This is a genomic window from Streptosporangium sp. NPDC020072 (genome assembly GCF_040631445.1).
Taxonomy (GTDB): Bacteria; Actinomycetota; Actinomycetes; order Streptosporangiales; family Streptosporangiaceae; genus Streptosporangium.
This window is the reverse complement of sequence record NZ_JBEYAB010000003.1, coordinates 261,711-279,215: the sequence shown is the minus strand read 5'-3', so window position 1 is coordinate 279,215 and position 17,505 is coordinate 261,711. Positions and strand designations below refer to the sequence as shown.

Genomic DNA, 17,505 nt, shown 5'->3' with positions numbered 1-17,505 from the left:
CGCCGCCGTCCCTTCGGAAAGGGGCGGCGGCGTTCGGGGACGGGGGGTCGGGACCCGGCCGTTCTGGCCGGGCGGGTGGTGAACGCGGGGGGTACGGGTTCTCCGCGGGCTCCGCGCCGGATGTCTCATCGTCGCGTCACGGAGAGGTGCCGAAACGCGGGTTGTCGGCGAGCCACGCGGCGTAGCGGACGCTCTGCCGTACCGCGTCGGCGTGGGCCGCCTTGGCGTGCTCGACGATCGAGGCGGCGGCTCGCGCACCCGGGCCTTCCGGATGCCAGCCGAGCAGTTGCCGCCACCGCAGCGGCGCGTCCACGAGCGGTACCAGCGCCACTCCCGGTGTCGGCTGGAAGGTCGCCTGGCACAGCACGACCGCGCGGCCGACCTTGGCCAGGTGCATGCATGTCGCCACGTCCGTCTCGTAGATGGTCTGCGGCGTGAAGCCCGCGCGGGCGCACGCCGTGGCGAAGCAGTCCCCGAAGCAACTGTCACCCGGGGTGACCGCCCAGCTCTCGCCTGCCAGTTCGGCCAGTGTCACCTCCTTCCGATCCACGAGGGGATGGTCCTCGTTGAGCAGGACGAAGACCGGGTCCATGCCCACGGTCAGCCACACCACCGGTCCCTCGACCGGCGGGGCGCTCTCCCCGCAGGCGCCGATGAGCGCGAAGTCGATCCGGCCGAGCATCACCATCGTGGTCAGCTCCCTGGCCGACCACGACGTGTACGTGCTGACCGGTGTCGACGGCCACGCCCTGGCGAGCCGGTCGACCAGCCCGCCGAGAATGGGACCGTTGGTGGCTCCCAGCCGGTAACGGGGGATGTCACCGGTGGCGTTGGCGAAGCGGACCGCCTCCTCCTGGAGTTCCCTGGCGGCTGGCAACAAGACCATCGCCCTGGACAACACCAGTTCCCCGAGAGGTGTGGGCCGCGCACCGTTGTGGTCGCGTTCGAAAAGAGCTCCCCCGAGCACTCGCTCAATCCGTTTGAGCTGCGCGGTCAGCGCGGGCTGTGCCAGCCCGAGATGGCTGGCAGCTTTGGTGACGCTCCCGGCCTCTGCGACCGCGCGCACGATCCTGAGGTGTCGGAGCTCGAGATCCATACCGGGAAGGTAAGGCTAAGACGTTATGGCCGCAATGCAAACCGTGTCACGAAATCTGACTCAATTTCGTGAAAGCGCTCCAATGGGAAGGGAACAAGGAATGCCGAGAGGTGCGGCGCAGGCGGGACGGGGCAGGTGGAGGCCCGTGACAACGGGAGTCGATCCACGCGGTCCCACCGGGGAAGACCTGCTCCGAGGGCCCTGTCATCCGCACGTTACTCGCAATGGGACGTTTATGCACGCATCGGGCGAAGTGTCGATAGATCACACCAGAGAAACACGAACATGAATATCTCCGTCGTCATACGGACCGGGGCGTAGGCCGTACACGACGCCGCGGGTCCCGGCCAGGGCGCCTGGAAGGCCCGCAGGGGGCCCACAGGGGGCCACAGGGGGCCGTGGAAAGGCTTTCGGGGATCACCCGGAGTAACCCGCCCGAAAGGGGTGAGACAAGGTCCTGGGGCCGTAAGCCGATCCGGGAAGGAGAGCGGAGCATGAGCGAGGAACGACAGGCGGACGTCCAGGCGCTGTCCACGACCGACACCCGCGTCTACGAGGCGGTGGCCGTGCTCGCGGTCGACACCAGGACCGCGAGCGTCGAGGAGATCGTCCACGCCACCGGCCTGCCGGAGCAGGCCGTACGGCACAGCGTCGAGACCCTCACCAAGGCGGGCTGGCTGACGGCCGACGGCGGGTCCTACGCCATCGGCCGTCACGACTGGAGCGTCGAGCGCTGACCTCCCCGACGGGTCCGTGCCCGCCGGGCCGTACGGTCAGGACCGCCAGACCTTGGCCACGACCTCGGCGACGTCGGGGGCCTGGGCGAGGCCCGCGGCGAAGGCCGGCCGCCACAGGGTGGGGTTGAGGATGTCGATCCCGAAGACGGAGATCGCCGCCTGGTCGGGCGCCACGTGGGCGACCGCCGCGTCCCCGAGCGTGGTGACCTCCGCCTCGAAGCGCTCCCTGGTCTCCAGATGCGCCAGCGGCTCGACGACGACCACCGCGGAGCTGCCCGCGGCCAGGTCGGCGTTGGTCACCGAGCGGACTCCGCCGTCCATGTAGTGGCGCCCGCCGATCTCCACGGGCGGGAACACGCACGGCACGGCGCAGCTCGACGCGACGGCCGAGGACAGCGGGACACCCGAGTGACGGTCCCAGACCACGAACCCGCCGGTCGCGGTGTCGACCGCGGTGACCAGCAGCCGGCGCTCCGGCCACTCCTGCACGGGCAGCCGCCTGCCGATCTCCTCGGTCCTGGCCCCGGTGTCCCCGGTGCCGAGGGCGAGCGCGCCGACCCGCCGCCTGGCCTCCTCCGGGTCGAGGGAGGAATCGTGGAGCAGGCCGAAGACGGTCATCACCGCCTCGGGGTCGACCTGCGGGGACGCGGCGGGCTCGGCCTCCGCCTGCGCGACGACCGCCTCCTCCAGGTCGACCCCGGTGGTCATGAGGGTCCCCACGACCGACCCGGCGGACGTGCCGATCACGAGATCGGCCTCACCCAGGTCAAGGCCCGCCCGCCGCAGGCCGGTCAGGATGCCCGCCTCCCACGCGATTCCCGCGATTCCTCCGCCGCCAAGCACCAGTGCTCTCGTCATGTCCCCATTGTCGCGGTCGCGGGGAGTGTCCGCCCGAGTCGCGCATCCCCGACCGGTTCGAGCCCCCGGGAGGACGATCCACGCCGGATGGGGAAAGGTCGTGATTCCAGCGCGCAACCTCAATCAAGGTGAAGGTCGCGTTAGAGTGGAATGTGTCCGCGAACATGGAGCTCACCGTCGGCCAGCTCGCCTCGCGCAGCGGGGTCGCCGTCTCCGCCCTTCACTTCTACGAGGCCAGAGGCCTGATCAGCAGCCGCCGTACGGCCGGCAACCAGCGCCGTTTCAGCCGTGACACGCTGCGCAGGATCGCTTTCATCCGGGTCTCGCAGCGGGTCGGCATCCCGCTGAGGACGATCCAGGACGCGTTGTCGGCCCTGCCGGACGAGCGCACCCCGACCCGCGACGACTGGGCCAGGCTCTCGGCGGCCTGGCAGAGCGAGCTGGACGACCGCATCAGGCAGCTGCAGTTGCTCAGGGACGGCCTGACCGACTGCATCGGCTGCGGCTGCCTGTCCCTCGACCGCTGCGCGCTGATCAACCCCGACGACAAGGCGGCGGCCGGCGGCCCCGGCTCACGGCTGATGCTGCGCCCACGGGAGTGCCCGGTGGACTGCGACCCGCCGAAGGCCGGGGCCGCCTGAGGGCCGTCCTCAGAGGCCGTGCGCGCTCAGCCAGAGCCGGTTGGCGCGCTGGTCGGCCATGGCGCGTCCGACGTCCTGGCCGGGGCCGGGCGCGTCCTGCTCGACGACCAGCCAGCCCTCGTAGTCGCGCAGCTCGCGCAGGACACCCGCGAGGTCGACCTCGCCCGCCCCGAGCGGGGGGAAGGCGTCGCCCGCGATGACCGCGGCCAGGTCGCCGCCTGCGGCCCGCGCCCGGTCGCGGGCCCGCCTGCTGGCGTCCTTCAGGTGGACCTGCCTGATCCGGTCGCCCCACAGCCGCAGCGCGGTCACGGGGTCACCTCCGGCGAGCCAGAAGTGGCCGGTGTCCAGGCAGATCGAGACGTCGGTGAGATCGAGCAGCCTCTCGACCTCCTCGGGGGTCTCCACGAGAGTGCCCAGGTGGTGGTGGAAGACGGGTTCGAGACCGCGGTCCCGGCAGCGGTCGGCGGCCTCCTGCACCCGTGAGGCGAAGTCGGCCCACGCCTCGCCGGGCAGGCCGGGGGCGACACCCTGGGCGAACCGCCTGCGGTGCGGCGGACAGGCCAGGGTCAGGCGGGGGGCGAAGCGCGGGTCGGCCACCGGAACGCTCGCGAAGATCGCCAGCGCCGTGTACAGCCCGGCCAGTCCGGCGGCGAAGGCGTCCTCGTCGTCGTAACGCAGGTCCACCTGGCCGCCCGCCAGGCCCATCCCGGTCCTGGCCAGCCGGTCGAGCAGTCCGCCGCCGGTGCCCAGGTAGCCGATCGGCCCCGAGTCGATTCCCTCGTAACCGGCCTCAGCCAGCCCGTCGAGCAGGAGGTCGGGGCTCGGTGTACCGCCCCCTGCCCGGTTGATCCCGAAGTTGACGGGCGCGTTCGCGACCTTGATCGACATGGCCTATGTCGTGCAGGTCAGCCAGCGGAGGGGGTTGTCATGGGTGATCATGCGGATGGCGCCCTCACCGATGCCCGCCTCGCGGAGCCTGGGCAGGAGGGTGCGGAACAGGTGGCTGTAGCCGGCGCCGCCGTACCGCTCGATCTCGGAGACCCTGGACAGGCCGCTGCTGAGCAGCAGCCTGGAGGCGTAGCCGTCCTCGATGAGGTCGAGGGCGTCCCGCAGCCGGTCGCCGCCCATGGAGGTGAGACAGACGTAACCGCCCGACTCGACGACCTTGTGCGCGGTCATGGGGTCGGTGCCCGCGTCGGCGACGCTGATCCGGTGTGCGGGGACCCCCTCGGACAGGAGGATCTCCAGCAGGGGCAGGCCACCGCGTTCGGAGACGGCGAGGGGCAGGCCGGAGACCAGGGAGGCCCTGGCGGCGGCGACCGCGAACCGCTCCTCGGCGGGGGTCGGCTCCTCGTCCCAGGAGCCGATCTCGCCGATCACCCCGGGACGGGAACTGGTCCCGTCGAGGCCGTTGTCGATCTCGTCCATCAGGTGGGCGGTGAGCGTGTCCACGTCGGCGGTCAACGCCCACGGCGGGCTGAACGGCCCGGCGAAGAAGCCGGTTCCGGCGATCACGGACACCCGGCTGCACGCCGAGATCCTGGACAGGGTCGCGGCGTCGCGACCGGTTCCGATGGAACTGAGCTCGACCACCAGGCCGAGCCCGTCGGACCTGCGCAGTTCGCGCAGCTCCACGGAGGCCGCGTCCTCCTCGTCCAGCCAGCGGTGCGGGTCGGACGGGACACCCGCCGCCCAACGCAGGTCGGCACGAAGGCGCTCGCGGGGCAGGACCGAACCGGTGATGGCGGACACGGCGCAGGGGCCGCTCACGGTCCTCACACTGACGGTCTTGACAAGGGGAGCCTCAGACATGGACGGACATTAACCCACTTTTGGGGCTAAAATCACCCAATTCACCAGGGTTTTTACCTTTGACTTGTCGGGGCTGTTTGGAGGTCTCGTCATCCCCAAGGGCGCGTAACGCCCGGTCGCGGCCGGAAAACGTCGGTCACCCCGGCTAGGGTCCCTCCCATGATCGCGACCTCACCGGAAACCCCGCTCTCCGCCGTCGGCCGGATGGTCCTGCCCGTCGGCGACCTCGACGTGGCGCTCTCCTTCTACCGCGACGTCCTCGGCTTCGCCGTGCTCCACGACCGGACCGACGACGGCTACCGCTACCTGCACGTCGGGCTGCCGGGGCAGGAGCCGGTCGGGGTGTGGCTCATGCCCGCCGCCGGCCGGGAGCGGGCACCCGGCGGCAGGCCGTCGCTCGTGCTCTACACCACCGACCTCGGCCGCCTCACCCGGCGCCTGGGTGAGTACGGCGTGCGGGTGTGGAACGAGCGGGAGGACGCCGAGAGTCGTTCGCTGCACCTGGCCGATCCTGACGGCAACACGCTGATCGTCGCCGAGCTCAAGGGCTGAGGATTGACCGCGATCCACTCGAAGGCGCCTATTCTTTGACGAAACCAACGTCCAGGGGATCGAGTGGCCACTTCCAACGGGATGCATGACGAACGTGACGCCTCCGGGCGTCCGTCCGAGACCGGAGACGCCGACGTCCTGAAGGACGAGGCGGCCCGGCGTTCGGGCATTCACGGCTGGCTCGACGGTGTCAGGTCCACCAGAACCGGCCGCCTCACCCTCAAGATCGTCATCGGGGTCATCGGATCGGTGCTGGTCGTCGCCGGCCTCATCATGGTGCCCTTCCCCGGGCCCGGCTGGCTGGTCGTCTTCGCGGGCCTGGCCGTGCTGGCGACGGAGTTCCACTGGGCGCACCGCCTGCTGCAGTTCGGCAGGCGGACGCTGGCCGCCTGGACCGCCTGGCTCGGGCGCCAGGGCTGGACGGTCAAGATCCTGGTGGTCCTGGCCGCCGCCGCGACCGCGACGGTGATCGTCTACTACGGTCTGAGGCTCAGCCTCCACATCGACCTGATCGCCGAGGCGCGCGCCTTCCTGAGCCGCTGACCTCCGGTCGCGCTCGCGGTACACGCCCGGCCGGACGGGGATGGCGACGATCAGCCCCGCCCGGCCCGCGTGTCTCCGATTTCTCCCGTTCCCCATTGGAATCACCCCCAACCATCCCCTTCTCGGTCCTCTTTGGGCGAATCCCAGCAGTCCGTTCCCGAAGGCCGCCCTTGTCAGGGAAACCGATTCGGTATAGATCACAAACTATGAGTAGCTCCCGCCCTAGGCTGCGCCCGTGCCTGTGACTCCTGGAATCAACAAAACGCTCGGTGGCGCTGTCATCGCGGCCTGCCTGACCGTGCTCGCCCCGTCCGCGGCCCACGCCGCCCTGCCGGCGGACGTCACCCTGCCCGACACCGGGGTGACCGTCAGGGAGAGCTCCGCGGACCCGCTAACGGTTTCCTCCTACACCCTCGGCAATCTCGCCTACCTGCGCAGAGGTGAGGCGTTCGCCAAGCAGAAGGGGTACCAGGAGATCACGGTGGCGCCGGGCGGGACCAAGGCGCTCGCGGTGCCCAGCTCCTACAGCTCGGGGCACGACTCGGTGCTGCTGGCCGACCTGGTCTCGGAGAAGGCCGTCAAGATCCAGACGGTGCAGAAGCCGTTCGTCGCCCACTTCGCCCACTGGTCCCGCGACGGCCGCAAGGTGGTCCTGACCGTCCAGCGCAAGGCGGCCGGAGGCTGGACGACGACCGGGTTCGTGATCGTCGACGTGGCCGCGAAGACCGCCCGCACCGTGACCGTCTCCGGGGTCGACCCCGCCGCCACGTTCCGCTGGACCCCGGACAACGCCCAGCTGGTCGCCGCCCACCAGGGTGGCGTCCGCTTCTACGGCCAGGACGGCACGGCCAGGCGCACCCTGGCCAAGACCGGCGCCCCGGGCGGAGGAGAGGACGTCTTCTCCCCCTCAGGCAAGGGGCTGATGACCTGGTGCCCGGCGAGCTACGCCGAGGACGTCTGCGTCTGGGACCGCAGCTCGGGCAAGATCGCGGTCAAGGTGAAGGGCGTCAAGCCGAAGGCCCTGCTCGGCTGGTGGGACGAGCGCAGCTTCGTGGCCGTCCTGCCCGGCTCCGGCGTCTACAAGGTCGTGGTCGTGGACGTCAAGGGCAAGGGCCTGCGGGTCCTGGCCGACGTCTCGGCGCGCGACTGGAACAGGAAGATCTATCTGAGCTACACCCGTAGCTGACCGCTCCGCCGGGCGCCGCCTCGCGGTGCCCGGCCGTACGGGACCGTCCCGGGACGCATGGGCGCCGTCCGGCGAGTCCTGGAGGCGCGGCGCGCCTGATGGCTCAGAGGTACAGGCCGGTGCCGTTGTCGGTCTGCGGAGTGGCGATGGCGTGCAGGTCACGCTCGCGCATGACGAGATAGAGCTGCCCGTGCACCTCGACCTCGTACTGCTCCTCGGGGTTGAACAGGACCTTGTCGCCGACCTTGACGGAACGGGCGTTCGCCCCCGCGCCGCAGACCTCACCCCAGACCAGCCGGTTGGCCATCTTCACCGTCGCGGGAATGACGATGCCCGCGGTGCTGCGGCGCTCCTCTGACTCCTGCTCGATCTTGACCATGACACGGTCGTGGAGCATCTGAATCTCGAATTTCGGGTCACCCACAGTAGAAGCTTATGGGAACGGCGCCCCCGGGCCACCGGTGATCCGGCGGACCCGTCAGGCGCAGGGCCCAGGCGAGCCTTGAAGTTCCCCGAGGGGCCGAAAGTAGGATTTTCCGCTATGACGTCCTCTGAGCTCGTGAACGACTTCGTCGCCTGGCACCTGGAGAGCAACCCCGTCCAGGCCACCCTGCTGGGGGCCGAGGGCTACGACCGGACCCTCGGCGACCTCTCCGAGGCGGGCTTCCTGGCCAGGGAGGGCGAGTCCCGGCGCTGGCTCGAACGCCTCGCCGGCGCCCCCCAGGGGGAGGGGTTCGAGGAGGAGATCGACCGCGAACTCGTCGTCTCGACGCTGCGGGGCGCCCTGGCGTACGAGGACTGGCCGACCTGGCGGCGTGACCCCGCGGTCTACGTGGGCACGGTCTTCGGCTCGATGTTCAGCCCGTTCCTGCAGCGCCTGGCGCCCGAGGCCGAGCTGGTCGAGGCGGCGGTGGCCCGGCTGGCCGAGGTCCCCGGCGTCCTGGCCGCCTGCCGGGCCAACCTCGACCCGGCGCTGGCCTCCGAGCTGCTGGTCAGGCGGGGGCTCGGTCAGGCGCGCACCGCGCGTAACTTCCTCACCGTGACGGTCCCCGGCCTGGTCGTGGACGAACGGCTGCGCGCCCGCCTGGCCGAGGCGGCGGAGCCCGCCGCCGCGGCCTTCGACGACCTGGTCGTCTTCCTTGAGGACTTCCGGGCGGGCGGCACCTGGCGGATGGGGGAGGAGCTGTACTCCAGGCTGCTGCACGAGCGGGAGACACTGGGGTACGGCGCGGCCGAACTGCTCAAGCGCGGCCAGGAGGCCTACGAGGAACTGGACGCGCAGATGCGGGAGGTCGCGCTTCGGCTGCCCGGCGGCACCGAAGACTGGCACGCGGCCGTCACCGCGCTCCAGGACGACCACGCGCCGACCCTTGAGGACATGCGGGCCGAGTACGAGGCCGAGACCGAGCGGGCCAGGCGGTTCGTGCGCGAACGCGGCCTGGTGACGTTCGCGGAGGGGGAGGAGTGCCGCGTCGTGCCCTCTCCGGAGTTCCAGCGGCCCATCCTCGCCGTCGCCTCCTATCTGCAGCCCCCGCCGCTGTCCACCTCCCGGATCGGGCACTTCTTCGTGCCCTTCACCCCCGACTCCTTCACCGGGGAGCAGGTCCGCCAGCGGCTGCGCACGAACGCCAGGGCGCAGATGCCCTCCATCGCCGTCCACGAGGCCTACCCCGGTCACCACTGGCACCTGTCCTGGGTGGCGGGCAGCCCCCGCCGGGTCCGCAAGCTGTTCCGCACGCCGTACTTCGTCGAGGGCTGGGGCCTGTACGTGGAGAAGGTCATGCGGGAGCAGGGCTACTTCACCACGGCGGCCCAGGAGCTCGCCCATCTGGACTTCCGGCTCTTCAGGGCGGCCCGCATCATCGTGGACACCTCGCTGCACTGCGGTGACATGACCGTCGAGGAGGCCGAGGAGTTCATGACGACGAGGTCCACGCTCACCCCGGGGACCGCCAAGGGCGAGGTGGACCGCTACTGCGCCTGGCCCACCCAGGCGCCGTCCTACCTGACGGGCGCCCTGGAGATCGACCGCATCCGGGACGACTACCTGGCCGCGGGACGGGGTGACCTGCGCGCCTTCCACGACAGGCTGGCGGGTTCCGGCGGCCTCCCCCTCGGCCTGGCCCGCAGGGTCGCCCTGGAGGGGTAGGACGTCGGCCGGGTCCTCGGCGAGGCAGGGGATCCGGCCGACGTGGGTGTCAGGCGGGCAGGCCGGACTCGATGGGCAGGCCCGCCTCGGCCCAGTCCTGGATGCCCTCGCGGTACTTGCGGACGTGGGTGTAGCCGAGCGCGGTCAGTCGCCTGGCCACCGCCTCGCTGTTGCCGCAGGAGGGGTTGGAGCAGTAGGTGACGATGGCGGCGTCCTTGTCGGGGAGCAGCCCGGCGGCGCGCTCGGCGACCTCGCTCTCGACCAGGGCGATCGCCCCCGGCAGGTGCTGCTGCGCGTAGTACTCGCCGCCGAGGGTGTCCAGGACGATTACGGAGCCCGCCTCGATCGCGGTCCTCAGCTCGTCGCGGGTGATCAACTGGGTCATGACCGGCCTCCCGAAGGATAAATGGACTATAGTCCGTTTGTGTGAACGGGAGAGAACTTAACGGACCGCAGTCCGCTTCGTCAACCGAGCCGCTGCGCGTGCTGATGGGCGAGCCGCCAAGGGAACGCGCCGACGCCGCGCGCAACCGTACGAAGGTGCTGGCCGCCGCGGCGCGGCTGTTCCGCGAACGAGGTGTGGACGGCGTCTCGATGGACGCGGTCGCGGCCGAGGCGGGCGTGGGCAAGGGGACGCTGTTCCGCAGGTTCGGCGACAGGTCGGGCCTGGCCGTCGCGCTCCTCGACGAACGGGAACGCGAACTGCAGGAGGCGATCCTGGCCGGTCCCGCACCCCTCGGGCCCGGCGCGCAGGCCGCCGAACGGCTGGCCGCGTTCGTCGAGGCCTACCTCGACTATCTGCTGGCCCACCTCGACCTGGTCAGGATGTCGGAGACCGCGAGTCCCGGCGCCCGCTACCGCATCGGCGCCTACCGGTTCTGGCACCGGCACGTGGCGATCCTGCTCGCCGAGGCCCGTCCCGGCTGCGACGCCGACCCCCTGGCCCACGCCCTGCTCGCGCCGCTGGCCGCCGAGCACATGACGGCCCTGGTCGCCGAGTACGGCCCGGCGCGCGCCAGAAAGGCCGTGCGCGCGCTCGTCACGGGGTGAGAATCGTGCAGCCGAACGTGCAGGCGAACGTGCAGATGCCCGATTCGCCCTGGACTGTCAGAGAAGCGGTGTCAGACGTAGGTGCCGCGGACCTCGACGATGTCGGCGAGCGGGAACTCCAGATAGTCGCCGGCCTCCTCGCACCAGGCGTCCAGTGTCCCGCCGCGCAGCTCACCGTGGCTGATGGTCGCGGTCAGTCCGTCGGCCAGCGTGATCGCGGCCCGCACGCCCCGGTCGACCACGAAACCGAGCAGCGACTGCTGGGCGGTGGGCAGGCGGGAGGCCATGCGGCCGATCACCGCCCACGTCCTGCCGTTGCCCCGGGCGCCGTCCCCGGTGGCCAGCAGCCGTCTGGCGTGCTCACCCGGGTCCGGCGGGGTGTCGAGGACCGGGTAGGGCGGTTGCTCGAACTCGGCCACCCGCCCCCCGGGCAGCAGGATCAGCCGCCCACCCTGGGGCTCCTCGATCCGGGCACGGCGGACGGTGATCTCCCCGGTGTCCTCGACCGGGACCGGGGCGTAACCGTTCTCCCGCAGCGCGGCCAGGGTCTTGGCCGCGGGCACGGAGCTGGCGAGCACGGTCGGCGCGAGCAGCCTGAGCCCCAGCCTGCCCAGCCGCCGGTGACCGGCGATCTCGGCCAGCAGCACCGGGTCGGAGGCCTGGACGATGCAGGCGACCGTGGTCACGGTGACCTCGCCGTGCCGCCTGGCGATGTCGCGCACGAGATAGTCGAGCGGCTGCGGCACCGTGCCGACCTCGGCGAGATCGGCCAGCAGGTCGTCGGCGGAACATCCGGCGTCCATCGCCCGCCGTATGCTCGCCGGGCTGAAGCGCCACACGGAGGCGGCGCCCCTGGACTCGCGGTCGGCGGTCCGGTCGAGCAGTTCGGCCAGTTCGGCGGAGGGGGGACCCGTCACCACGGCGGTCAGGTCGGCGCCGAACAGCGCGCTGCGCCGTACGCTGGCCAGGGCCCTGATCGAGCACTCGACCAGGAGCGGGTCGTTCTCGACGAGCGGCACCGAGTCGTCGTTCTCGTCACCGGCCGTCTGCAACGCGGCCAGCGCGCGCCCCAGGTCGGTGATCGTGTCGTAGGCGACCAGGCCGAGCATCCTGGCCTCCTCAAGCGCGGCGGGGGCGCACTCGCCCAGCAGCGGGCGTTCCAGCAGCGGGGCGTGCCAGTGGGCCGCCTCGACGAGCCCGGCCTGGTCGGCGCACGCCGTACTGGCGGGCAGGCGGGCCAGCACGCCCAGCACCGCCCGTCTGGCGCGGGCGACCATGATCCCCGCGGGGTCGTCGCCGAGCACCGTGCCGTATCTGCCGTCGATCCGGCGCAGCGACGAGCGTTCCATGCGCCACCAGGCGGCGAGCAGTACCCGGAGCCTGGCCGCCGCGTCGTCCAGCCGCCAGCGGTCGAACTTCTCAGTCGGCACCAGGCCGCCCGCCGTGTCGTCCCAGGCCAGCAGCCGGGCGACCGCGCAGATCTCCAGCAGCAGCCGGGTCTCGTCCTCGTCGCAGCCGATGTCCTTGGCCAGCCTGCGCACCTCGCGCACGCCGACCCCGCCCGCCTTCAGCAGCGGCAACGGGATCTTCGCGGTGTTCTCCAGCATCGCGGCGCAGCGTTCGACCACGTGGGGCGCCGCCAGGGTCATCAGGTGGTCGACGGCCTCGGGGTCGACGGGGACGGTCGCCAGGTCGGGCGGGACGGGGGTGAACGGGGGGTGGTAGTCGGCCCCGCGCAGCGCGAGCGCCACCTCTCTGGGCATCTCGGCGGTGTTCCAGCTCGGCCGGAAGAGCAGGCCGTGGTCGCCCGCCCACTTCTCCGGGGAGCCGGGGACCACGAACCGGCCGCCGTCGACGCCACGGGACGGGCCGTCCCAGGCGAACTCGTCGAGCAGTCTCCTGGCTCCCTCGGGAGCCCGTTCCAGCAGGGCGGCGAGGCGGCCCGGGTCGGAGAGCACCTCGATGATCTTGATGACCGTCTGGCGCTTCTGGCCGTTGGGCAGGCCGAGGGCCCTGGCCAGCGCGCGCAGGGCGTCGGCGCTGACGGTCCACGAGTTCAGGTAGTGGGCCAGCGATTCGCCGAGGCCGCACGGGGCCGTCCAGCAGCGGGCCAGGCCCCCGGCGAGCCGGATGCGTCCCTCGTCGTCGGGCCAGGCCAGGGCGTGGTCGGACAGCAGGTCGATCCAGGGGGCGGTCTCGGCCTCCGAGACGCCCATGAACCCGGCCAGTGTCTCAAGGTCGACGCGGTCGCCCAGGGCCAGGGCCGCCTGCGCGACCTCGAAGGAGGGCAGTGGAAGAGCGCGCATGACCGCGGAGATCGCGGATCCGTTGCCCAGCCGCTGCGCCAGGGTGTCAAGGCGCCGCGGCCACGGTGCGGCGATGGCGTCCGGCCGGTTGGCCAGGATTCGGGTGAGCCGTTCTTCGTCGAGGGTCTTCAACCAGCCGAGCAGGTGATCGTCCATCTCGCAGCTCTCTGCAGGAATCTCACACGGGGACTCTCCGTGAGCCATGAACATCCACGGTAATGCAGAGGGCGTCGCCAGGGGACGCACCGCGCAGAATGCGACAGGTTCACAGGATGTTCACCGTGTCACCGCCAGGTCAGCACATGGTCACCGCCAGGTCACCGTCGGGCCGGCGGTGGATCGGCGGTGGATCGGCGACGGGCGGGAGGCCGGGATCGGCACGGGTTTGGCCGGTCCCGGGGCCGCTCGCGGGGGTGCGTCACGGGCCCGGGACCGGCCGGCGCCAATGAGGGAAGAGGCGGCGCCGTCCGGGATGGTCTTGGCGGGGGTACGACGGGGGCGTCAGCCGAGGACGGCCCAGACGATCTTGCCGTAGGGGGCCAGGGGAGCCCAGCCCCAGCGCACGCTCAGCGACTCGACGATGTGCAGTCCGAGCCCGCCGATGTCCAGGGGTGACGGATCGCGCAGCGCGGGAAAACCCGATCCCGGGTCGTTGAGCGCGCAGGTGACCAGACCTCCCCGGCGTAGCAACGAGAGCCTGATGGGTTCCTTGGCGCGTGACTCGGCCAGGCGCAGGCCGTGTCTGAAGGCGTTGGTGGCCAGCTCGGAGACGATGAGCTCCATGTTCTCGACCAGGTCGGTGAGCTTCCAGCCGGTGAGTGTCCCCGTGGCGAAGCTGCGGGCGGAGTGCACCGACTCCGCCTGCGGGGGAAGCACGAAGGTGGCGCTCGCCATGGCCGCTGATCCGGAGAGGAGATCGCGTGCCGTATCGGGCCACCAGCCGACGGGGGGCCACCAGTCGAGCGCCGTCCAGGAGGTCCGGGAGAGCGCGGTGTGGGCGGACTGCACAGCGATCATCATGGTGCAAACTCCCGTGCAGGTGCAAGAGCGAATGCACGTGCATAAGGTGCGTGCAACCGCTACGGTTACCCATGAAATCGGCAATCGGACAGAAAGGGGATCTTGTCCGCGGCTGGGAAATCTTGGGCCGCGAAGTGACAGACTGTCGATCAGGAAAGCGAGCGAGGAGCAACCACGTGTCCATGGACCCGCCCGGTACCGGTTCCACCGTTCGGCGCATCATGCTCGGCGCAAGCCTGCGTCGCCTGCGTGAGGAGAAGGGGCTTCCCCGTGAGGTGGCCGGATTCCACATCCGGGCCTCGGAGTCCAAGATCAGCCGGATGGAACTGGGTCGCGTCGGTTTCAAGACACGAGACGTGGAAGACCTGCTCACCCTGTACGGCGTGCTCGACGACGCAGAACGGCGCGGCCTGCTGGAGATGGTCCGCGAGGCGAACACCCCCGGCTGGTGGCACAAGTACGGCGATCTCCTGCCGAACTGGTTCACCACCTACGTGGGGCTGGAGGAGGCGGCGAACGTGATCCGCACCTACGAGGTGCAGTTCGTTCCCGGCCTGCTGCAGACGGCGGCCTACGCGCGCACCGTGATCCGGTTGGGCTACCCGGACGTGCCGGAGGCGGAGATCGAGCGTCGTGTGCATATGCGCATGCAGCGTCAGGAGCGCCTGACGAAGAAGGACGGCCCCCGCCTGTGGGCCGTCATCGACGAGGCGGCCCTGAAGCGCCCTATCGGAGGACGGGAGATCATGCGCGAACAGCTCCAGCACCTGCTGGAGGTGGCCGCGCTGACCAACATCACCATCCAGGTGATGCCCTTCCGCTTCGGCATGCACGCGGCCGAGGGTGGTGCGTTCAGCATCTTGCGGTTTCCCGAGTCCGACCTGTCGGACGTCGTTTATGTCGAGCAGCTCTGGGGTGCCCTCTACCTGGACAAACGTGAGGACATTGATCCATACCTCACGGCCATGGAGCAGCTGTGCGTGGAAAGCACCACGCCTGGGGGCACCGCCGAGATCCTCGGCGACCTTCTCAGAGAGATCTAAATGAACCACACCTACAACGGCATGCCCGCCACGGACCTGGCCGGGGCGAGTTGGCGTAAGAGTCGTCACAGCAACTCGACGGGCAACTGCGTCGAGCTGGCGGAACTGCCCGACGGCAGTATCGCGGTCCGGAACTCCCGCTTTCCCGGGGGTCCGGCACTGATTTACACCCGCGACGAGATCCGTGCGCTGGTGCTCGGGGTGAAAGACGGGGAGTTCGACAGCCTTACGGTGTAACGCCGTTTTCACATCGGGGCGAGTGGTTAACCTCGCCGTGTCGATGACGTAACCCGGGGAGCGGGTCGGCGGGGAAGAGTGTGAGCCAACAGCGAATGGGGGCTCAAGCCATGCTCGACCGGATGACCCTGTATCCCGTGGCCGACGACGTGCTGTTCGCACCAGGCGGTCGCGTCGTGATCCGCACATATGGTGTCGCCTCGCAGGCCACAGGCGACGGTGCGACCACTCCGGTGTCCTACCGCACATGGGTCACCGGAGTACGCGACCAGCCCTGCCACTGGAGATGGAGGCACTGCGAGGAGGCCCGCGCGGGCCACCAGGAAGTGCTGATGTGGTTGACGGGCCGCGGACCGCGGCCCGGCTCTCAGACGGGGGCGTTCCAGGTGAGCGCCACCGGTTCGCCGTGTTCGAAGCCCAGCCGGGAGTAGGTCCCGGTGTCCAGGCGGAACAGGCGGCCGTCCCGCGCGGGAAGTCCCAGCCAGCGGGCGCACAGCACCCGCAGCAGGTGACCGTGCGCCACCACGGCGACCGTGCCGTCCGCGGCGCGGGCCCGGGAGATCACCCGGTCGGCGCGCTCCGCGACCTCCTGTGCGCTCTCACCGGGATGCTCGGCGTCCCCGGGGACGACCCCGTCGCGCCACAGGTACCAGCCGGGGCGCGTGCGCCGGATGTCCACGGTCGTGATGCCCTCGTAGCCGCCGTAGTCCCACTCCCACAGGTCCGGGTCGACCTCGTAATCCGTCAGTCCGGCCAGCTCCGCCGTACGGCGGGCCCGCGACGCGGGGCTGACCAGGGTCAGCCCGAAGGACCCGCCCCCGACCAGCGGCGCGAGCGCCCGCGCCTGCTCCTCACCTCTGGGGGTCAGCGGCAGGTCGGTACGTCCCGTGTGACGCCCGTCCCTGCTCCACTCGGTCTCACCGTGCCGCAGCAGAATCATCTCGTCCATATGTGATCCATCATGCCGGTACGGCCTCCTGGTTCTGGTGGGGTGGGTCCCTGATGAGCGCGCGACCGGCGGAAGGGGTCGTGAGAAGCTGGGGCCGTGACGATATCTGTGGGTTTGGTGGGCGCGGGGCCGTGGGCGGAGATGGTGCACGCACCGGTTCTCGCGGCCGGACCGGACACGCGCCTGGTCGGTGTGTGGGCGCGGCGCCCCGAGGCCGCGGCCCGGTTCGGGGTCCCGGTCTACGAGCGGATCGAGGAACTGTTCGACAACTGCGAGGCGGTCGCCTTCTCCGTGCCGCCCGCCGTACAGGCCGAGCTGGGGGTGCTCGCCGCGCGGGCGGGCAAGGCGCTGCTGCTGGAGAAGCCACTCGCCGCCGACCTCGACGGGGCCAGACGGCTCGCCGAGGCGGTCGCCGAGGCAGGCGTGCCCTCCCAGATGGTCCTGACCTGGCGTTACTCCGCGGCGACCAGGGCCTTCCTGGCCAGGGTCTCGGCCATCGAGCCCTTCGGCGGCAACGCGGTCAGTGTCTCCGGCTCCATGCTGGGCGGCGACTTCGCCACCCCCTGGCGACTCGAACGAGGCGCGATCCTCGACATCGGCCCGCACATGATCGACATGTTGGACGCCGCGCTCGGCCGGATCACCGGCGTGCGCGCCCACGGCAACCCGCGCGGCTGGGTCGGCCTGCTGCTCGAACACGAGACGGGCGCGGTCAGCGAGGCGTCGCTGTGCATGAGCGTCCCCGGCGAGACGCCGCCCTCCAGGGTCGACGTGTACGGCAGGCTCGGCAGCGAGCACCTCGACGGGAACCGCCTCGGCTCCGACTCGTTCGCCGTCATGCTCTCCGAGTTCGCCGAGACCGTCGCCCGCGGCGGCGGCCATCCCCTTGACGCGGCACACGGCCTACGCCTCCAGGAGGTGATCGCCGAGGCCGAACGGGAGCTGGAGGACCAGGCTTGACTGTGTCTCTTTGCTCCGCCTGGCGGCGTCGCGGGCTTGGGCGCTTCGGGTCGGTGTCTTCCCTCGTCACTGCGTCGCTTCGCTCCTGCGTTCCTCAGTCCAGACACCGACGCGCCCAAGCCGGCACTCCTCACACACGGCACCGGGTTCGCGGAAGTTGGGAGGGCGGGCTTGACGGAGGAGAGGATCGGGGGGATTGATAGCGTTGGTTTGTTGCACAGCGTGTAGCGAAGTCCGGTGTGAGCCCGGCGCTGTCCCGCAACTGTCATGGTCAGGGGAGCGTTCTCCCTGATCGAGCCAGGTCGCCTTCCGCTGTGCCGACGCTGTCTGCCCTCGTGGAAAGGGTGACCCCGTCCCTTCACGGGT

At 70.7% G+C, this 17,505-nt stretch carries 19 protein-coding genes and 1 riboswitch; of the genes, 10 read left to right on the top strand and 9 right to left on the bottom strand.

Annotated elements, in window-relative coordinates:
- Positions 1 to 136: 136 nt before the first annotated feature.
- Positions 137 to 1,096, bottom strand: a complete 960-nt coding sequence (locus tag ABZ470_RS07655) for a LysR family transcriptional regulator (protein WP_352008728.1) — start codon at positions 1,094 to 1,096, stop codon at positions 137 to 139.
- 494 nt (positions 1,097 to 1,590) lie between these two features.
- On the opposite strand from ABZ470_RS07655, the gene ABZ470_RS07650 reads away from it, so the two are divergent.
- Positions 1,591 to 1,833, top strand: coding sequence for a hypothetical protein (locus tag ABZ470_RS07650; protein ID WP_362910660.1), 243 nt, complete (start codon positions 1,591 to 1,593; stop codon positions 1,831 to 1,833).
- Between the two features lie 36 nt (positions 1,834 to 1,869).
- Here ABZ470_RS07650 and ABZ470_RS07645 read toward each other — a convergent pair whose 3' ends face one another.
- Positions 1,870 to 2,691, bottom strand: a complete 822-nt coding sequence (locus ABZ470_RS07645) for a patatin-like phospholipase family protein (RefSeq protein WP_362910658.1) — start codon at positions 2,689 to 2,691, stop codon at positions 1,870 to 1,872.
- Between the two features lie 164 nt (positions 2,692 to 2,855).
- On the opposite strand from ABZ470_RS07645, the gene soxR reads away from it, so the two are divergent.
- Positions 2,856 to 3,332 (top strand): redox-sensitive transcriptional activator SoxR, encoded by a 477-nt coding sequence (gene soxR, locus ABZ470_RS07640; protein WP_362910656.1) that lies wholly within the window; start codon positions 2,856 to 2,858, stop codon positions 3,330 to 3,332.
- Between the two features lie 9 nt (positions 3,333 to 3,341).
- On the opposite strand, the gene ABZ470_RS07635 is transcribed toward soxR, so the two are convergent.
- Positions 3,342 to 4,220 (bottom strand): sugar phosphate isomerase/epimerase, encoded by an 879-nt coding sequence (locus ABZ470_RS07635; RefSeq protein WP_352008731.1) that lies wholly within the window; start codon positions 4,218 to 4,220, stop codon positions 3,342 to 3,344.
- A gap of 3 nt (positions 4,221 to 4,223) precedes the next feature.
- Entirely contained in the window at positions 4,224 to 5,144 is a 921-nt protein-coding gene (locus ABZ470_RS07630; protein ID WP_362910653.1) for an aryldialkylphosphatase, read from the bottom strand.
- A 159-nt stretch (positions 5,145 to 5,303) separates the two neighbouring features.
- Between ABZ470_RS07630 and ABZ470_RS07625 the strand changes: the two genes are divergently transcribed.
- From ABZ470_RS07625 to ABZ470_RS07615, 3 genes are all read left to right on the top strand, one after another.
- Positions 5,304 to 5,696, top strand: coding sequence for a VOC family protein (locus ABZ470_RS07625; protein WP_362910651.1), 393 nt, complete (start codon positions 5,304 to 5,306; stop codon positions 5,694 to 5,696).
- A gap of 81 nt (positions 5,697 to 5,777) precedes the next feature.
- Positions 5,778 to 6,239 (top strand): TIGR02611 family protein, encoded by a 462-nt coding sequence (locus ABZ470_RS07620; RefSeq protein WP_362910649.1) that lies wholly within the window; start codon positions 5,778 to 5,780, stop codon positions 6,237 to 6,239.
- Positions 6,240 to 6,474: 235 nt separating this feature from the next.
- The gene (locus tag ABZ470_RS07615; protein ID WP_352008735.1) at positions 6,475 to 7,425 is read left to right on the top strand and encodes a hypothetical protein; all 951 of its coding nucleotides are present in this window, start codon (positions 6,475 to 6,477) and stop codon (positions 7,423 to 7,425) included.
- A gap of 103 nt (positions 7,426 to 7,528) precedes the next feature.
- Here the strand turns inward: ABZ470_RS07615 and ABZ470_RS07610 are convergent, their stop codons facing one another.
- Complete coding sequence (locus tag ABZ470_RS07610) at positions 7,529 to 7,849, bottom strand: co-chaperone GroES (RefSeq protein WP_352008736.1); 321 nt, start codon at positions 7,847 to 7,849, stop codon at positions 7,529 to 7,531.
- A gap of 117 nt (positions 7,850 to 7,966) precedes the next feature.
- Here ABZ470_RS07610 and ABZ470_RS07605 point away from each other — a divergent pair, with 117 nt between their 5' ends.
- Positions 7,967 to 9,574: a DUF885 domain-containing protein gene (locus ABZ470_RS07605; protein ID WP_362910647.1), complete on the top strand. Its 1,608-nt coding sequence runs from the start codon at positions 7,967 to 7,969 to the stop codon at positions 9,572 to 9,574.
- A gap of 49 nt (positions 9,575 to 9,623) precedes the next feature.
- On the opposite strand, the gene ABZ470_RS07600 is transcribed toward ABZ470_RS07605, so the two are convergent.
- Positions 9,624 to 9,959 carry a rhodanese-like domain-containing protein gene (locus tag ABZ470_RS07600; RefSeq protein WP_352008738.1) on the bottom strand — a complete coding sequence of 112 codons (336 nt, stop codon included), beginning with the start codon at positions 9,957 to 9,959 and terminating at the stop codon, positions 9,624 to 9,626.
- A 104-nt stretch (positions 9,960 to 10,063) separates the two neighbouring features.
- Here ABZ470_RS07600 and ABZ470_RS07595 point away from each other — a divergent pair, with 104 nt between their 5' ends.
- Positions 10,064 to 10,624 (top strand): helix-turn-helix domain-containing protein, encoded by a 561-nt coding sequence (locus tag ABZ470_RS07595; protein WP_362910644.1) that lies wholly within the window; start codon positions 10,064 to 10,066, stop codon positions 10,622 to 10,624.
- Positions 10,625 to 10,695: 71 nt separating this feature from the next.
- Here the strand turns inward: ABZ470_RS07595 and ABZ470_RS07590 are convergent, their stop codons facing one another.
- Positions 10,696 to 13,086: a helicase-associated domain-containing protein gene (locus ABZ470_RS07590; protein ID WP_362910642.1), complete on the bottom strand. Its 2,391-nt coding sequence runs from the start codon at positions 13,084 to 13,086 to the stop codon at positions 10,696 to 10,698.
- Positions 13,087 to 13,431: 345 nt separating this feature from the next.
- Positions 13,432 to 13,950, bottom strand: a complete 519-nt coding sequence (locus ABZ470_RS07585) for an ATP-binding protein (RefSeq protein ID WP_352008740.1) — start codon at positions 13,948 to 13,950, stop codon at positions 13,432 to 13,434.
- Between the two features lie 221 nt (positions 13,951 to 14,171).
- On the opposite strand from ABZ470_RS07585, the gene ABZ470_RS07580 reads away from it, so the two are divergent.
- Entirely contained in the window at positions 14,172 to 14,993 is an 822-nt protein-coding gene (locus ABZ470_RS07580) for a helix-turn-helix transcriptional regulator (protein ID WP_352009446.1), read from the top strand.
- Positions 14,994 to 15,230, top strand: a complete 237-nt coding sequence (locus ABZ470_RS07575) for a DUF397 domain-containing protein (RefSeq protein WP_184715044.1) — start codon at positions 14,994 to 14,996, stop codon at positions 15,228 to 15,230.
- 367 nt (positions 15,231 to 15,597) lie between these two features.
- Here the strand turns inward: ABZ470_RS07575 and ABZ470_RS07570 are convergent, their stop codons facing one another.
- On the bottom strand, positions 15,598 to 16,179 hold the full coding sequence (locus ABZ470_RS07570) for a histidine phosphatase family protein (RefSeq protein ID WP_362910640.1): 582 nt from the start codon (positions 16,177 to 16,179) through the stop codon (positions 15,598 to 15,600).
- Positions 16,180 to 16,275: 96 nt separating this feature from the next.
- Between ABZ470_RS07570 and ABZ470_RS07565 the strand changes: the two genes are divergently transcribed.
- Positions 16,276 to 17,139, top strand: coding sequence for a Gfo/Idh/MocA family oxidoreductase (locus ABZ470_RS07565; protein ID WP_352008742.1), 864 nt, complete (start codon positions 16,276 to 16,278; stop codon positions 17,137 to 17,139).
- Between the two features lie 227 nt (positions 17,140 to 17,366).
- Positions 17,367 to 17,420, top strand: a riboswitch (cobalamin riboswitch).
- Positions 17,421 to 17,505: the final 85 nt, after the last annotated feature.

What these genes read in the sequence shown, in the direction of transcription:
- ABZ470_RS07650 (WP_362910660.1), top strand. Translation starts at nt 1,591, where the DNA reads ATGAGCGAGGAACGACAGGCGGACGTCCAGGCGCTGTCCACGACCGAC.
- ABZ470_RS07625 (WP_362910651.1), top strand. Translation starts at nt 5,304, where the DNA reads ATGATCGCGACCTCACCGGAAACCCCGCTCTCCGCCGTCGGCCGGATG.
- ABZ470_RS07580 (WP_352009446.1), top strand. Translation starts at nt 14,172, where the DNA reads ATGCTCGGCGCAAGCCTGCGTCGCCTGCGTGAGGAGAAGGGGCTTCCC.
- ABZ470_RS07570 (WP_362910640.1), bottom strand. Translation starts at nt 16,179, where the DNA reads ATGGACGAGATGATTCTGCTGCGGCACGGTGAGACCGAGTGGAGCAGG.
- ABZ470_RS07595 (WP_362910644.1), top strand. Translation starts at nt 10,064, where the DNA reads ATGGGCGAGCCGCCAAGGGAACGCGCCGACGCCGCGCGCAACCGTACG.
- ABZ470_RS07655 (WP_352008728.1), bottom strand. Translation starts at nt 1,096, where the DNA reads ATGGATCTCGAGCTCCGACACCTCAGGATCGTGCGCGCGGTCGCAGAG.
- ABZ470_RS07590 (WP_362910642.1), bottom strand. Translation starts at nt 13,086, where the DNA reads ATGGACGATCACCTGCTCGGCTGGTTGAAGACCCTCGACGAAGAACGG.
- ABZ470_RS07630 (WP_362910653.1), bottom strand. Translation starts at nt 5,144, where the DNA reads ATGTCTGAGGCTCCCCTTGTCAAGACCGTCAGTGTGAGGACCGTGAGC.
- ABZ470_RS07575 (WP_184715044.1), top strand. Translation starts at nt 14,994, where the DNA reads ATGAACCACACCTACAACGGCATGCCCGCCACGGACCTGGCCGGGGCG.
- ABZ470_RS07645 (WP_362910658.1), bottom strand. Translation starts at nt 2,691, where the DNA reads ATGACGAGAGCACTGGTGCTTGGCGGCGGAGGAATCGCGGGAATCGCG.
- ABZ470_RS07600 (WP_352008738.1), bottom strand. Translation starts at nt 9,959, where the DNA reads ATGACCCAGTTGATCACCCGCGACGAGCTGAGGACCGCGATCGAGGCG.
- ABZ470_RS07635 (WP_352008731.1), bottom strand. Translation starts at nt 4,220, where the DNA reads ATGTCGATCAAGGTCGCGAACGCGCCCGTCAACTTCGGGATCAACCGG.
- ABZ470_RS07620 (WP_362910649.1), top strand. Translation starts at nt 5,778, where the DNA reads ATGCATGACGAACGTGACGCCTCCGGGCGTCCGTCCGAGACCGGAGAC.
- ABZ470_RS07585 (WP_352008740.1), bottom strand. Translation starts at nt 13,950, where the DNA reads ATGATGATCGCTGTGCAGTCCGCCCACACCGCGCTCTCCCGGACCTCC.
- ABZ470_RS07605 (WP_362910647.1), top strand. Translation starts at nt 7,967, where the DNA reads ATGACGTCCTCTGAGCTCGTGAACGACTTCGTCGCCTGGCACCTGGAG.
- soxR (WP_362910656.1), top strand. Translation starts at nt 2,856, where the DNA reads ATGGAGCTCACCGTCGGCCAGCTCGCCTCGCGCAGCGGGGTCGCCGTC.